At 49.5% G+C, this 14952-nt stretch carries 16 protein-coding genes; 13 read left to right on the plus strand and 3 right to left on the minus strand.

The genetic code is table 11. From position 1 onward, the window contains the following. Nucleotides 1–45 precede the first annotated feature (45 nt). The 3 genes from N3Z11_RS02835 to N3Z11_RS02845 form a co-directional block, all read right to left on the minus strand. Nucleotides 46–1821, minus strand: coding sequence for an ExeM/NucH family extracellular endonuclease (locus tag N3Z11_RS02835; protein WP_260655622.1), 1776 nt, complete (start codon nucleotides 1819–1821; stop codon nucleotides 46–48). Between the two features lie 158 nt (nucleotides 1822–1979). Continuing rightward, nucleotides 1980–3269, minus strand: a complete 1290-nt coding sequence (gene purD / locus N3Z11_RS02840; protein ID WP_260655623.1) for a phosphoribosylamine--glycine ligase — start codon at nucleotides 3267–3269, stop codon at nucleotides 1980–1982. A gap of 35 nt (nucleotides 3270–3304) precedes the next feature. After that, nucleotides 3305–4135 (minus strand): class I SAM-dependent methyltransferase, encoded by an 831-nt coding sequence (locus N3Z11_RS02845; RefSeq protein WP_260655624.1) that lies wholly within the window; start codon nucleotides 4133–4135, stop codon nucleotides 3305–3307. Nucleotides 4136–4351: 216 nt separating this feature from the next. On the opposite strand from N3Z11_RS02845, the gene trmJ reads away from it, so the two are divergent. The 13 genes from trmJ (at nucleotide 4352) to ndk (ending at nucleotide 14811) form a co-directional block, all read left to right on the plus strand. Further along, the gene (trmJ, locus tag N3Z11_RS02850; protein WP_260655625.1) at nucleotides 4352–5089 is read left to right on the plus strand and encodes a tRNA (cytosine(32)/uridine(32)-2'-O)-methyltransferase TrmJ; all 738 of its coding nucleotides are present in this window, start codon (nucleotides 4352–4354) and stop codon (nucleotides 5087–5089) included. 23 nt (nucleotides 5090–5112) lie between these two features. Then, on the plus strand, nucleotides 5113–5922 hold the full coding sequence (gene cysE / locus N3Z11_RS02855; RefSeq protein WP_260655626.1) for a serine O-acetyltransferase: 810 nt from the start codon (nucleotides 5113–5115) through the stop codon (nucleotides 5920–5922). Nucleotides 5923–6052: 130 nt separating this feature from the next. Further along, on the plus strand, nucleotides 6053–6535 hold the full coding sequence (gene iscR, locus N3Z11_RS02860) for a Fe-S cluster assembly transcriptional regulator IscR (protein ID WP_260655627.1): 483 nt from the start codon (nucleotides 6053–6055) through the stop codon (nucleotides 6533–6535). An 18-nt stretch (nucleotides 6536–6553) separates the two neighbouring features. Continuing rightward, nucleotides 6554–7768, plus strand: a complete 1215-nt coding sequence (locus tag N3Z11_RS02865; RefSeq protein ID WP_260655628.1) for an IscS subfamily cysteine desulfurase — start codon at nucleotides 6554–6556, stop codon at nucleotides 7766–7768. 70 nt (nucleotides 7769–7838) lie between these two features. Then, on the plus strand, nucleotides 7839–8222 hold the full coding sequence (iscU, locus tag N3Z11_RS02870) for a Fe-S cluster assembly scaffold IscU (RefSeq protein ID WP_260655629.1): 384 nt from the start codon (nucleotides 7839–7841) through the stop codon (nucleotides 8220–8222). A 6-nt stretch (nucleotides 8223–8228) separates the two neighbouring features. Next, nucleotides 8229–8552: an iron-sulfur cluster assembly protein IscA gene (gene iscA / locus N3Z11_RS02875; protein WP_260655630.1), complete on the plus strand. Its 324-nt coding sequence runs from the start codon at nucleotides 8229–8231 to the stop codon at nucleotides 8550–8552. A gap of 12 nt (nucleotides 8553–8564) precedes the next feature. Continuing rightward, nucleotides 8565–9089, plus strand: a complete 525-nt coding sequence (gene hscB, locus N3Z11_RS02880; protein WP_260655631.1) for a co-chaperone HscB — start codon at nucleotides 8565–8567, stop codon at nucleotides 9087–9089. 8 nt (nucleotides 9090–9097) lie between these two features. After that, nucleotides 9098–10954 carry a Fe-S protein assembly chaperone HscA gene (gene hscA, locus N3Z11_RS02885; RefSeq protein WP_260655632.1) on the plus strand — a complete coding sequence of 619 codons (1857 nt, stop codon included), beginning with the start codon at nucleotides 9098–9100 and terminating at the stop codon, nucleotides 10952–10954. A gap of 1 nt (nucleotide 10955) precedes the next feature. Further along, the gene (gene fdx, locus N3Z11_RS02890; RefSeq protein ID WP_260655633.1) at nucleotides 10956–11294 is read left to right on the plus strand and encodes an ISC system 2Fe-2S type ferredoxin; all 339 of its coding nucleotides are present in this window, start codon (nucleotides 10956–10958) and stop codon (nucleotides 11292–11294) included. A gap of 245 nt (nucleotides 11295–11539) precedes the next feature. Continuing rightward, nucleotides 11540–12661 (plus strand): porin, encoded by a 1122-nt coding sequence (locus N3Z11_RS02895; protein WP_260655634.1) that lies wholly within the window; start codon nucleotides 11540–11542, stop codon nucleotides 12659–12661. A 46-nt stretch (nucleotides 12662–12707) separates the two neighbouring features. Beyond that, nucleotides 12708–13778, plus strand: coding sequence for an OprO/OprP family phosphate-selective porin (locus N3Z11_RS02900; RefSeq protein WP_260655635.1), 1071 nt, complete (start codon nucleotides 12708–12710; stop codon nucleotides 13776–13778). 15 nt (nucleotides 13779–13793) lie between these two features. Then, nucleotides 13794–14207 carry a phosphate ABC transporter substrate-binding protein gene (locus N3Z11_RS02905; protein WP_260655636.1) on the plus strand — a complete coding sequence of 138 codons (414 nt, stop codon included), beginning with the start codon at nucleotides 13794–13796 and terminating at the stop codon, nucleotides 14205–14207. A 172-nt stretch (nucleotides 14208–14379) separates the two neighbouring features. Continuing rightward, on the plus strand, nucleotides 14380–14811 hold the full coding sequence (gene ndk, locus N3Z11_RS02910) for a nucleoside-diphosphate kinase (protein ID WP_260655637.1): 432 nt from the start codon (nucleotides 14380–14382) through the stop codon (nucleotides 14809–14811). The last annotated feature ends 141 nt before the right edge of the window (nucleotides 14812–14952 follow it).

Raw genomic sequence — 14952 nt, forward strand, 5'->3', positions numbered from 1 at the left:
AAAAACAAAGGGGCCGCTGGCCCCTTTGTTGTTTTTTGTCAGTAATCAGAATTTAAAATCCATCAGCAAAGGGTCGTGATCAGAAGAGCGGAATGGCGTGGGCGCGTACAGGCTCTGCTGCTGATTTTTTGATTTAAATTCAGTGTTGTAATCAAGCACGGCCGGCTCGTCGGCATTGATGTTCCAGTGCTGGAACTGTGTCAGTTGTTTGGCAAGGCTTGGGCTGGCCAGGGCGTGATCGAGACTGCCGGAGCGGCCGCGATAAACAAAAGACCAGTGCAGGCCTTCTCCTGCCAGATGCACAAAGCCGGCTTGTTCTAAGGTTTTCACCGGATCTTCCATCCGATAGGCATTTAAATCACCAATCACCAGCTGATGGGGTGTTTGAATGCCTGTTGGGTGAGTGGCCAGCCAGCTTGCCAGTGCTTTGGCAGCTTTTACCCGGCTTGGGTTCCAGCAGGCCTGACCATCATTCTGATCGCTGTCCGGCATCTGTTGTTTTGGGCAGCTGCCTTTGGATTTAAAGTGGTTAATACTAACGGTAAATTCAGTGCCGGATGCCGGATGGCGGAAACTTTGCGCCAGAGGCGGACGGCTACCGCGATCAAAAGGCGCATCCAGTTTCACTGCGGCTTCACCAATGGGGCTCACCACAGCCTTGCGGTAAATCATCGCCACTTTAATATCGTCGCCACCGGGTTTTACTTTAGTGCTGACAAAAGCATATTGTTCACTGCCAAGTTGCTGGTTCAGGCTCTGGACTATGGTAGCAATGGCGCTGCCTGCGGCTTCGCCATTGTTTTCGACTTCCAGTAAGCCTATCACATCCGCATTTAATGCCGTTAAAGTGGCCAGCATTTTGGCTTGTTGCCGCTTTAACTCAGCCTCGTTGCTGGCGCCCCTTTTGGTGGGGAACTGTGGATTATTGCCGGTGCCGGTAAAAAAGTTCAGCACGTTAAAACTGGCCAGGCGCACAGTGTCCGGCGTTTTTGCTTTGGGCGCTGTTTGTCTTGCATTGGCGCTCTGAAACTTCGGTGCCTGGCTTATCAGTAAACGGTAACCGGCTTTGGTCTGCACCAGGTAACCTTCAACACCCTGTACTTTGTCGCCCACCCGCACTGTGTTGGTTGCGGTTAAACCGCCGGTGGGGAAGGCTATAGGTTCGGCGTTTTGTTTGTTGTTGTGATCATCAATGACAATTTCGTGCAGCTGTTGTTGCTGCTCAAAAGCGGCAGCGGTTTTGCCCGGTTGGGTTACTTCTGTTGCGACAAACAATCTTTTATCGGCCAATAACAATTCACCGTAACGCGCCAGGCCATAACTGTCGTTCACCACCAGAGGTTGTGCCAGGCTCAGCCAGTGACCTTCCAGGCTTTCCCAGTCGGATAACTGCTTAACCGGCAAGGTCAGGCTGGTTTTACGCACCGGCTGTTGTTCAGCGCAGACAATGCTGTGGCTGATATTGGTTAAGGCTGTCATTTGCTGCAATTCACGAACTGTGCCGGTCAGCTCGAGGACTTGTCCTTGCTGATAAAGAGCGGCCAGTTCTTTGTCGGCGATTAAAATCGCTTCAGCTGTCTGTGTTTTGTCATCGGGCTGCACACTTTGCAGCAGCAACATCGGTTGTTTGCTGTCTTGATACAAAGTACCCAGCACCACCCCCCGGGTGGTCAGGGTTTTGCCAACTAAAGGGCTTTGTGCGCCAGAGCCCTGAATGTCAGCAATGGCGGTAAATTCTTTACTGCACTTGGCAGCAAGTGGCAGCGACAATAAAGAACAACTCAGGGGCAACAGCACCCAAGCAGCAGTAGAAAAATTCATTGGAATGTCCTGACAGAAAAACGCGTTGTGCGCCGTTAGCGGCCTAGCTTAATCAAGTTAGTCTGACAAACAAAGGGGCTTGCTTATAAAGCGCCGGATTTTAGCGATAAAAAAGGCAGCCATCGGCTGCCTTTTGCTTATCACAAACAATAATGTGATTATTTTTGCTGTTCGCGTGCTATGGCTCTGTAACCAATATCACGGCGGCTAAATACACCGTCCCACTGAATCTGATCAACCAGCTGGTAGGCAGCTTTTTGCGCCGCAGTCACAGTTTCACCTAAAGCAGTGGCGCATAATACCCGGCCGCCGGCGGTCAGTACCTTGCCATCCTGCAGTTTGGTACCAGCGTGAAACACTTTGGCTTCACGGCTGTCGGCTTGCGGTAAACCACTGATGACATCACCTTTACGGTAATCATCAGGGTAACCACCGGCTGCCAGCACCACACCAACTGCAGCGCGGCTGTCAAAGGCAATCTCAGTTTGGTCGAGCTTGCCTTCAACAGCGTTTTGGCACAGCTGCACTAAATCTGATTGCAGGCGCATCATAATTGGTTGAGTTTCAGGATCACCAAAACGGCAGTTAAATTCGAGCACTTTACAGGTGCCATTGGGAGCCACCATCAGGCCGGCGTATAAAAAGCCTGTATATACAGTGCCTTCAGCTGCCATGCCGTTTACTGTTGGGTAAATGACGTTTTGCATCACCCAGTCGTGCACGGCCGGCGTCACCACAGGTGCCGGAGAATAAGCACCCATACCACCGGTATTCGGGCCTTTATCAGCGTCGTCGCGGGCTTTGTGATCCTGGCTGGACGCAAAAGCCAGGGCATTTTTACCGTCCACCATCACGATAAAAGACGCTTCTTCACCGACCAGAAACTCTTCAATCACCACGCGGCTGCCAGCATCACCAAATTTGTTGCCGGACAGCATATCTTCAATAGCGGCAAAAGCTTCAGCTTCAGTCTGGGCAATAATTACCCCTTTGCCGGCCGCTAAACCATCGGCCTTAATGACAATTGGAGTGCCTTGCTCAGTCACATAAGCTTTGGCATCGGAGATATCGCTGAAAGTGCCATAACCGGCGGTTGGAATTTGATGGCGGGCTAAAAAGTCTTTGGCAAATGCTTTGGAACTTTCCAGCTGTGCCGCAGCTTTGGTCGGGCCAAAAATAGCCAGACCAGCAGCGCGGAAGCTGTCCACCACTCCACGGGCCAGCGGGGCTTCAGGGCCAACAATGGTCAGATCAATCTGTTCAGTCTGGGCGAAAGCCAATAAAGCCGGCACATCGTCCGCGGCAATAGCCACATTCTGCAGATTGTTTTCCAGCGCAGTACCGGCATTACCTGGCGCCACAAATACCTGGCTGACTTTTGGCGACTGGGCTGCTTTCCACGCCAGAGCGTGTTCGCGGCCACCGCCGCCTATCACTAAAACTTTCATCGATACATCCACTTAATTGGCTTAAGGTTGAAAAACTATTCTGCTTTTTTACGGAATTTCAGCGTCATCCGGTCGCTTTCGCCGATGGCGATATATTTGGCTTTATCCTGCTCTTTCAGCGCCAGCACAGGTGGTAAAGTCCAGACACCTTTAGGATGATCCGCAGTGTCTTTTGGATTGGCGTTCACTTCACTGGTGCCATCGAGCACAAAACCGGCTTGCTCAGCCACGCGGATCACCATGCTTTGTGGCATATAACCAGACTCAGTCCAGTCAGTGTTTAATTTGCTTTCAGGTAAACGGTGTTCAACCACACCTAACACACCACCTGGTTTTAATGCAGCATGGAAAGTTTTAAAAGCGGTGAGCAGGCTGGCTTCACCTTTATCTTTTTCATACCAGTTGTGCAGGTTACGGAAGGTCAGCACCACATCGGCAGAGCCTGCTGGCGCCACCTGATACATTTTATCCGGCGCAAAACCTGTGACTGTTACGGCGCTATATACCGGGTCTGATGCCAGTTTTTCCAGATAAGCAGCGCGTGTTCTTTTGGCATAATCGGAGGTGGCATCGGCTGGTTGATGCGCGGCGTAATATTTGCCTTTTTCTTTTAATAAGGGCGCCAGAATTTCGGTATACCAGCCACCGCCAGGGGAAATTTCCACCACAGTGCTGTCGGCTTTCACATCAAAAAAGCTCAGGGTTTCGTATGGGTGACGGTGTACGTCGCGCGCTTTGTTCACCGCACTGCGGTTTGGGTGATTAATGGCTTCTCTTAAGGCATTGGTTGCGGCGTAACTAGGTAAGGTATTGATAGTGCAGGCGAATAATCCTGCAAGTACAACGAACTTGGTCAAAGCTTTCATGCGATCGATCCTTGTTATGTTGAGGAGGCGCTAGTTTAGCAAAGCTGACTCAGCTTTGCAGTGGCAAATGGACAAATTCACCTTTTGCCCCGACCAGTGAAATTTGTTTAATTTTGGATGTCTACACATCCGAATTTTGCGCGCAGTCGTAAAATCCTTATGCTAAAATGCCGCTCTTTTTTCAGACGCTATGCTTTTTCCGGGAATTTTCATTTTATGCTCGATCAAATCCGCATTGTTCTGGTTGGAACCTCACACACCGGCAATATCGGCTCTGTCGCCCGGGCGATGAAAACCATGGGGTTAAGTCAGTTATGGCTGGTATCGCCAAAAGAATTGCCCGATGGTCAGGCTTATGCCTTGTCGGCCGGCGCCAGCGAAGTGCTGGCCAACGCCAGGGTGGTGGACACTCTGGAAGAGGCCATCAGCGATTGTGGCCTGATTGTGGGTGCCAGCGCCCGTTCCCGTACTTTATCCTGGCCTATGCTGGAGCCACGCGAATGTGGCGAAAAAGCAGTGCAGGAAGCAACACAAAAGCCGGTGGCACTGGTGTTTGGCCGTGAAAACAATGGCCTGACCAACGAAGAGTTACAGCTGTGCAATTTCCATGTTTGTATTCCGGCCAACCCTGAATACAGTTCGCTGAATTTGGCGATGGCCGTGCAAATTGTCGCTTATGAAGTGCGGGTTGCTGCACTGGCCGCCAAACCTGTGGCTTTAGAAGCCGATGAAACCCAGTATCCGACCTCAGAGCAGATGGAAAGGTTTTTTGTCCATCTGGAAGATACGCTGAACGACACCGGTTTTATTATCAAACAACACCCGGGTGTGGTGATGACCAAACTGAAACGTTTGTTTACCCGGGCCAGGCCGGAAGAAGCAGAGCTGAATATTCTGCGTGGCATTTTAACTTCGGTGCAGCGTAAGCAAAAACAACAGAGCCAGGACGAATAAGCCAGAGCGGCAAAGGATAATCCATGTTTGCAGGTATCAAAGAAGATATTAAAAGTGTGTTTGACCGCGACCCGGCGGCGCGCAGTTTTTTTGAAGTGCTGACCAATTATCCGGGGCTGCACGCCATCTGGTGGCACCGGATGAACCACAAACTGTGGCAAGCCGGCTGGAAATGGCTGGCCCGGTTTTTAAGCACCATAGCCCGTTGGCTCACCGGGGTTGAGATTCACCCGGGCGCGAAAATTGGCCGGCGTTTTTTTATCGACCATGGCATGGGCGTGGTGATAGGTGAAACCGCCGAAATTGGTGATGACGTGACTTTGTACCATGGAGTGACTTTGGGCGGCACCAGTTGGAATCCGGGTAAACGTCACCCCACTTTAGGTAACAATGTGGTGATAGGCGCCGGCGCAAAGGTGTTAGGTCCCTTGTATGTCGGTGAAAACGCCCGTATTGGTTCCAACGCTGTGGTGGTGAAAGACGTACCACCGGGCGCCACAGTGGTGGGCATTCCTGGCCGTATTGTAGCCAAACAGGATTCAGCGGTATCTGAGCAGAGGCAGAATCTGGCGAAAAAGTTTGGTTTTGATGCTTATGCAGTGGCCAGCGATAACCCGGATCCTGTTGCTAATGCCATAGGCCGCATGCTGGACCATATTCATTGCCTCGACAACAAAGTGGCCGAACTTTGTAAGAGTGTCAATGACTTAGGTGGCAATGTTTGTGACGCCGTACCCAGCATGGATATTGGCGATGAAGCCTTTTTAGCCGCCGAACGTGAAGCGGCCGAGCAACGCAAAAAGGCGCATGAAGAGTTTGATCCGACGATTTAGCATCAGCTGAGATTTATATCCGGCGCCATGACCATAATAGTTGACTGTTTTAGTAGGTTTTATACTTGACTAAATCAGTCAGGAATGTACAATTTGCGCCATTCTCAGGTCAAAGCAAAATGGGGTCAGGATGAGGTTAACATCGAAAGGGCGTTATGCCGTGACTGCAATGCTGGATGTGGCTTTACATACCAGTTCAGGTCCGGTGCCGCTGGCAGATATTTCTGCCCGGCAGGAAATTTCGTTGTCTTATCTTGAACAATTATTTGCCCGTTTGCGTAAACAAGGTTTAGTCAGCAGTGTGCGTGGCCCTGGTGGCGGTTATCAGCTGGGTAAACCGGCCGCTGAAATTTCAGTGTCTGAAGTGATCAGCGCCGTAGATGAGTCGGTCGACGCCACCCGTTGTCAGGGCAAATCTGATTGTCAGGGCGGCGCCAAGTGCCTGACCCATACCTTGTGGAGTGACTTAAGTCACCGGATTGAAGATTTTCTGACCCAAATTACTTTGGGTGAATTGGTCAGCCAGAATGAAATTCAGAGCGTGGCCAAGCGGCAGGACAGCCGCCTGTTAAAGAACCCTGAAACTGAAATTGAAGTCAGCTGCCAGTTGTAACAGCAGACGGAGCCCAAGATGAAGTTACCTATTTATTTAGATTACGCCGCAACAACCCCGGTTGACCCTCGTGTTGCAGAAAAAATGATGCAGTACCTGACGATGGACGGCGACTTTGGTAATCCGGCCTCACGTTCACACCGTTTTGGCTGGCAGGCGGAAGAGGCAGTTGAAATTGCCCGCAGCCATATTGCAGAGCTGGTGAACGCCGACCCGCGGGAAATTGTGTTCACCTCAGGCGCAACTGAATCGAACAACCTGGCCATTAAAGGTGCAGCGCAGTTTTACCATAAAAAAGGTAAACATCTGATCACCTGCAAAACCGAACATAAAGCCGTGCTGGACACCATGCGCGCTTTAGAGCGTGAAGGTTATGAAGTAACTTATTTAGATGTGGAAAGTAACGGTCTGGTCGACCTTGCCAAGTTGGAAGCCGCGATGCGCCCTGACACCACAGTGGTCAGCATTATGATGGTCAATAACGAAACCGGCGTAGTGCAGGATGTGGCTGCCATCGGTGAGTTGTGCCGTGCCAAAGGCATTATTTTCCATGTGGACGCAGCTCAGGCTGCAGGTAAAGTTGAGATTGACCTGCAAACATTAAAAATTGATTTAATGTCGTTTTCTGCCCACAAAATTTATGGCCCTAAAGGTATTGGTGCTTTATATGTGCGCCGTAAACCGCGTATTCGTTTAGAAGCCCAAACGCACGGTGGTGGCCATGAACGTGGTATGCGTTCAGGCACTTTACCAACCCACCAGATCGTCGGTATGGGTGAAGCTTTCCGTATTGCCAAACTGGAAATGGCTGCGGAAAACGAGCGTTTTGCCAAGCTGCGTCAGCGGCTGTGGGACGGTATTCAGGACATTGAACAAGTGTTTTTAAATGGTGATGCCACGCACCGTGTACCTGGCATTACCAATATCAGCTTTAACTATGTGGAAGGTGAATCGCTGATTATGGCGCTGAAAGACATTGCGGTGTCGTCAGGTTCAGCCTGTACTTCAGCCAGTCTGGAGCCTTCTTATGTGCTGCGCGCTTTAGGTTTAAGCGACGAGCTGGCACACAGCTCAATCCGTTTTAGCATTGGCCGTTTTACCACTGAAGAACAGATTGATCACACCATTAAAATTGTGCACGAAGCCATTGAAAAACTCCGTGCCATGTCGCCGCTGTGGGATATGTACAAAGACGGCATTGATTTAAACACAGTGGCCTGGGTGGCACACTGATCCGCAGCTATAGCAGCTGCGTTCACCGGCAAGCAATTGCAGGTTATCCGGATTAATGAGGTAAAGTACCATGGCATACAGCGAAAAAGTCATAGATCACTACGAAAACCCACGTAACGTTGGCGCCTTTGCCAAAGACGACCCGACAGTGGCCACCGGTATGGTTGGCGCTCCTGCTTGTGGTGACGTGATGAAACTGCAAATCAAAGTGAACGAGCAGGGCATTATTGAAGATGCCAAGTTCAAAACTTATGGTTGTGGCAGCGCCATCGCATCCAGCTCGCTGGTGACCGAGTGGGTCAAAGGCAAAAGCCTGGACGAAGCGGCACAAATCAAAAACACCGACATAGCGCAGGAACTGGCGTTACCGCCGGTTAAAATTCACTGCTCTATTCTGGCTGAAGATGCCATTAAAGCAGCCATTGCTGATTATAAAACCCGGCACGGGAGCTAAGTTGTTATGGCAATTTCAATGACGGCAGCAGCAGCAGAACGTGTTCGCAGTTTTTTAGCGAACCGCGGCAAAGGTCTGGGTTTGCGGGTAGGTGTAAAAACCACCGGCTGCTCTGGTCTGGCTTATGTGCTGGAATTTGTTGACGAGCTGAATGACGACGATCAGGTGTTTGAACAGGACGATCTGAAACTGATCGTTGATGGCAAAAGCCTGGTCTATATCGATGGCACCCAGCTTGATTTTGTCAAAGAAGGCCTGAACGAAGGGTTTCAGTTTAATAACCCAAACGTCAACGGCGAATGTGGTTGTGGCGAAAGTTTCACAGTATAAGCTGGCGGTCTGATGAATTATTTCCAGCTGTTTCAGGTGCCTGCTCAGTTTGATCTTGATTTAACTGAGCTGGGCACCCGCTATTTAGAACTGCAACGGAATTTTCATCCGGATAATTTTGCCGCTGCCTCTGAACGCGACAGGTTATTAGCGGTGCAACAAGCCGCCAATATCAATGATGCTTATCACAGCCTGAAACAACCGCTGCTCAGAGCCGAACATTTGCTGGCGCTGCGTGGGGTGAAAATCAGCCATGAACAACGCAGTTTTACCGACACGGCGTTTTTAATGCAGCAGATGGAGCTGCGTGAGCTGCTGGCTGACATTCTGCATTCCACAGACCCCTACGCGCTGATAGATGAGGCTGAACAACAAATTCAGCAGCAGAAAAAGTTATTACTCAAGCAGTTAGCCAGTGCACTTGATGCCAATCAGCCCGAGCAGGATCTGCTGGCGGCTGATATAATCCGCAAACTCAAATTTTTCTTTAAACTGCAGCATGAGCTGGAGTTAATCGAACAGCAACTACAAGACTAAATCCTATTATGGCTTTATTACAAATCGCTGAACCTGGCCAAAGTGCCGCTCCCCACCAACATAAACTGGCTGCAGGTATTGACCTTGGCACCACCAATTCACTGGTGGCCACAGTGCGCAGCGGTGAAGCCAAAACGCTGAAAAACAGTGCCGGCGACGATATGGTGCCTTCGGTGGTGCGTTATACCGCTGATGCAGTGCAGGTGGGCAAAGTGGCACAGCAGGCAGCAGTCAGCGACCCGTACAATACCATCAGCTCGGTGAAACGTCTGATGGGGCGTGGTTTTGCTGAAATCATGGCGCAGGACCATAAGCTGCCGTATCAGCTGGTTGATCAGCAGGGATTAGTTGCAATAGAAACAGCTCAGGGCATTAAAAACCCGGTGGAAGTGTCGGCAGAAATTCTGGCGACGCTGGCTGATACCGCCAGTCAAACCTTAGGTGGTGAGCTGACGGGCGTGGTTATTACAGTACCGGCTTATTTTGATGACGCCCAGCGTCAGGCCACTAAAGATGCCGCCAAACTCGCCGGTTTAACAGTGCTGCGTTTATTAAACGAACCTACGGCAGCGGCGTTGGCTTATGGTCTGGATTCAGGCCAGGAAGGTGTTATTGCCGTTTACGATTTAGGCGGCGGTACCTTTGATATCTCCATTTTGCGCTTAAAGCGTGGTGTGTTTGAAGTACTGGCAACAGGTGGTGATTCTGCCCTGGGTGGTGATGATTTTGACCATGTGATTGTTGATTGGCTGCAACAACAAAGTGGTGAAACTGAGTTGTCGCACCAAAGTCTGCGTCAATACCTGCAGCTGGCCCGTCAAATTAAAGAGCAGTTAAGTTCGCTGGATAGTTTTCATTTTGTGTTGCCAACAGCCAAAGGTGAGCTGAGTTTGAGCTTGAACCGTGAAGAGCTCGACAGCCTGATTTTACCTCTGGTGCGCCGCACTATCCGCGCCTGTAAACAAACCCTGCGCGATGCCGGTGTGGACACCGACGAAGTAGCCCAGGTGGTGATGGTGGGCGGTTCGACCCGGGTGCCGCTGGTGCGAAGCCTCGTGGCTGAGTTTTTCCAGGCTGAACCTTTAACCTCGATTGACCCGGATAAAGTGGTGGCAATAGGCGCTGCAATTCAGGCCAATGTGTTGGTTGGCAATAAATCAGATGCCGATACTTTATTACTGGATGTGATTCCGCTGTCGCTTGGTTTAGAAACCATGGGCGGTTTAGTGGAAAAAATTATTCCGCGTAACACTATTATTCCGGTGGCACGGGCTCAGGAATTTACCACTTTTAAAGATGGTCAGACCGCGATGTCGCTGCATGTACTGCAGGGCGAGCGTGAACTGGTGGCCGACTGCCGCTCTTTGGCCAAGTTTAACCTGACCAATATACCGCCGATGGCAGCGGGTGGTGCTCATATCCGTGTCACTTTCCAGGTGGACGCCGATGGCTTATTGAGTGTTACAGCCCAGGAAAAATCCAGTGGCGTCAGCGCCAGTATTCAGGTGAAACCTTCATACGGTTTAACCGACGATCAGGTGGCCACCATGATCCAAAGTTCGATGCAATATGCCAAACATGATATGCAACTACGGCTGTTACGCGAGCAGCAGGTAGAAGCCAGCAGAGTGTGGGAAGCGGTCAGCGCTGCTTTGGCTGCTGATGCACATTTGCTTGGCGCAGCCGAACTGTTAGAAATTGAACAGGCGCTGTCTGAGTTAAAACAACTGAGCCAAAGCGACGATACCGCAGCCATTAAAGCTGCTATCGATAAAACCAATCATATTACCGATGATTTTGCCGCCCGTCGGATGGACAATTCAATCCGGCTGGCCCTGCAGGGTCACAAAGTAGACGAGGTGTAACGTGCCACAGATTATCTTTTTACCCCATGCCGAACTCTGCCCTGAAGGCGCCGCATTAACAGCGGAAAAAGGCGAGACAGTGCTGGATGTGGCTTTGCGTAACGGTATTGCCATTGAACATGCCTGTGAAAAATCCTGCGCCTGTACCACTTGTCATGTAATAGTTCGCGAGGGTTTTTACAGCCTGAACGAAAGTGATGAGCTCGAAGAAGACATGCTGGATAAAGCCTGGGGTTTAGAGCCTGAGTCGCGTCTGGGTTGTCAGGCCCGTATTGCCGATGAAGACTTAGTGGTGGAAATTCCAAAATACACCATCAATATGGTCAGCGAAGGCCATTAATGCCAATGTGGCACTGAATTATATACCTCTGTTTTTATTCATATTTTTAAGCCAGCTTTGATGCTGGCTTTTTTCTGGTCAAAATCCGGCGTTTTCTTGTAAATGCTTGAAAATTAATATAAATTCACGCCGATTTTATTTTTATCCGTCGGGAACTAAAATTTATAGTTCTGAATTTTCTGGTTTTTTTAGCTTCGTTGTCTAGGCTAGACATAGTTGTAAGCATTCTGCTCGGAGATCTGTACATGAAAAAAACTTGGTTAGCGGCATGTGTCGCAATGGCTTGTTGTACGACAACAGCCACAGCGGAAGTGAATATCAATGGATTTGCTTCAATTAAGGCAGGCAAAGCGTCAAGTGGTGACACTTTATACGGCTATACCGACGAAATCGACTTTAAAAATGAAAGTCTGTTTGCGCTGCAGGTGCAGTCTGACCTGGGCGAGAAGTTGTCGGTCACAGCTCAGATTATGGCGCGTGGCCGCAATGACTTTGATGCGGAATTTGAATGGGCTTTTTTAACTTATCAGCTGACGGACGAATGGCGGTTAAATGCCGGTCGTCTGCGTACCCCTTTTTATAAATATTCTGATTTCCGTGATGTAGGCTACGCCTACGACTGGCTGCGTACACCACAAAGTGTGTATGACCTGGGGTTTGACACCATTGAAGGGGTGTCTTTGTATCACAGCACCAGTTTAAGTGACATGCAATCCAATCTGCAGCTGGTGTTTGGTGCTTATGATGGTGAAGTGGCGGTGGTAGGTACTGAAGCGCCGGCACAAATTAATAATATTGTTGGTGCGACCTGGGAGCTGAGTCAGGATTGGTTATCGCTGCGCATGGCTTATCTGATGGGGGATGTCAGTATTGAAGCCAGTTCACTGAACCCCTTATTGCTGGCGCTGACCAATGTTGGTTTAAGGTCAGTAGCACAAGAGATTGATTTTAATGAAGATGAAGGCAGCTTTTTTGGCGTTGGCCTGAACTATGACCGCAACGACTGGCTGATGGTCGCGGAATATACCCATGTGAAAGTTGAAGACAGCTTTTACGCCAATCAGGATTCTTATTATTTGTCGTTAGGGCGCAGATTTGGTGCTTTCACCCCTTATGTTTCTTATGAAAAAGATGAGGATGATGCCAAGCCGGAGATTTATGCCGCTTTGCCGGCGAATTTCCCGTTACAGCCAACCATCGCCACTATTGTCAACAGCCAGTGGTTTGACAATACCACCTGGAATCTGGGGCTGAGGTACGATTTTCACCCGGCAGCCGCTTTTAAAGTGCAATTCAGCTCGGCCAAAGACAAGCTGACAGACAGCAAAGACAGTCTGATGGCACTCGGGGTTGATCTGGTCTTTTAATGCTGCCTGATTGAACTTGCAGCACATCAATAATGAAGGAGTAGGCATGAAAAAGCTCTTACTTGCAACTGCGGTGGCGGCTATCTGCAGTTATCCGGTTCAGGCAGAAGTTGATATTTCTGGTTTTGCTTCTGTGATGGGAGGCAAGTTAACCAGCGGTAGTGGTGTGGCGCTGTTTGGCCTTGAACCAACATTTTTGGCCAATTATCCGACAGTCGGGGTTTACGAAGAAGACTGGACCTTTAAACCGGATTCTAAATTTGGTTTGCAGATGACAGCGGAATTAACCGAAGGATTAACAGCAACTGCACAATTAGTCGGGCGGGGCGCAGACGATTTTGACGCCGGTTTTGAATGGGCTTATTTGTCTTATGTGCTGAATGAGCACTGGACATTGCAGGCCGGTAAAAAACGTTTGCCGCTCTATTATTATTCCGACTTTTTTGACGTCAGTTACGCCTACCTTTGGATCCGGCCACCGGCAGACAACTACACCTGGCAGATTTTTAACTATACCGGTGTGAATGCCCAGTTTAACTATCAGCTCAGTGACTGGTCGGTATCCGGTAATATCTACACCGGGCGTGAGGATGATGCCGAAAACAAACTGTTATCGGAATTTTTTGGCACTGAACCGGTGCGGGAGATCTGGAAAGATATTGTCGGTGGTGTGCTCAGTTTAAACCGAGATTGGCTGGACTTACGTCTGACCTATATGACCTATCAGAACGAAAGATACAGCGGCGGACAACGGGTATTCTGGGATGGTGAAGACAGCCGCAGAGGGAATTTCGCCGGTCTGTCTGTCAATATCGACTACAACAACTGGCTGTTATTGTCAGAAGTGAACCGTCTGGCGCTGGATGGCGATGACTTTGACACTTATCTGCTGTCAGCCGGTTATCGGATACAACAATTTACCCCTTATGTTTCTTATGCGGATTTTGATTCTGACGGCGAAAAACACAACACCACCAGTCTGGGCGTGCGCTGGGATTTTCATAATTCCGCCGCCTTTAAATTTCAGTTTGATGACGTGAATGATAAAGGCATAGGAAGCAATCAGGTGGCCGGTGACAGCAAAGCTATCACCATGGGCGTTGATTTAGTTTTTTAAGTATTGGAGAAAACCATGAACTGGTTCAAAGTGATAACGCTGACTGCGGCACTGACTGCCAACACAGCATTTGCCGAAGTAGCGGTGATTGTACATCCATCAAATGCCGCAACCCTTGATCAGGCTGAAATTACCCGCCTGTTTACTGGCCGTGGCGCTACTTTTAATAACGGCAATAAAGCCACTCCGCTTAATTTATCGGAGTCTGCAGCTGCGCGTGCCGATTTTGACAGCAAGGTGCTGGGCAAATCTTCCAGCCAGATGAAAGCTTATTGGTCAAAACTGGTATTCACCGGTAAAGGCACGCCACCAAAAGAGTTAAATTCTGACGCTGAGATGAAAGCGGCTGTGGCCGCAGATGCCAACGCCATTGGTTATATTGACGCCGCCGCAGTGGATGCAACAGTCAAAGTGGTGGCGAAGTTTTAACGCCATCCAGCGACTTAATAAAAAAACCGGCAAAAGCCGGTTTTTTTTATGGTGTTTTTGCCGGGAGCGGCATTTTTTTAATGCACAAATAGGCATTTGATAAGCAATAGCGTATAATTCGCGGCCGCTAATTTTTAACCAGTTATTTAATCAGATATTCAGGGAGTCTTCGATGGCCTTAGAACGTACTTTTTCAATCGTAAAACCAGATGCAGTTGCTAAAAACCACATCGGTGCAATCTACCACCGTTTTGAAACTGCCGGTTTACGTATTGTTGCCGCTAAAATGTTACACCTGAGCCGCGAACAGGCTGAAGGTTTCTACGCTGAGCACAAAGAGCGTCCATTTTTCAACGCTTTAGTATCTTTCATGACTTCTGGCCCTGTGATGGTTCAGGTGTTAGAAGGTGAAGACGCAGTGCGTAAAAACCGCGAAATCATGGGTGCAACTAACCCGAAAGACGCTGCTGCCGGTACTCTGCGTGCTGACTACGCTGCCAGCATCGACGAAAACGCTGTTCACGGTTCTGACGCTGTTGCTTCAGCTGCCCGTGAAATCGCGTTTTTCTTCACTGACGCTGAGCTGTGTGCCCGCACTCGCTAAGTTAAAGTGAATTCAGCCCGGGATTGGGTTGAATAACAGAAAGGGGGCATGGCCCCCTTTCTGTCTATCTGTTGTACAGTTTTTAAAGAAGTGAACCCGGTTGTATTTTATCTGTCTCAACTCGTTGATGGCACAGACAAA

It is taken from the genome of Rheinheimera sp. 4Y26 (assembly GCF_025245835.1).
In the GTDB taxonomy this organism is placed as follows: domain Bacteria; phylum Pseudomonadota; class Gammaproteobacteria; order Enterobacterales; family Alteromonadaceae; genus Pararheinheimera.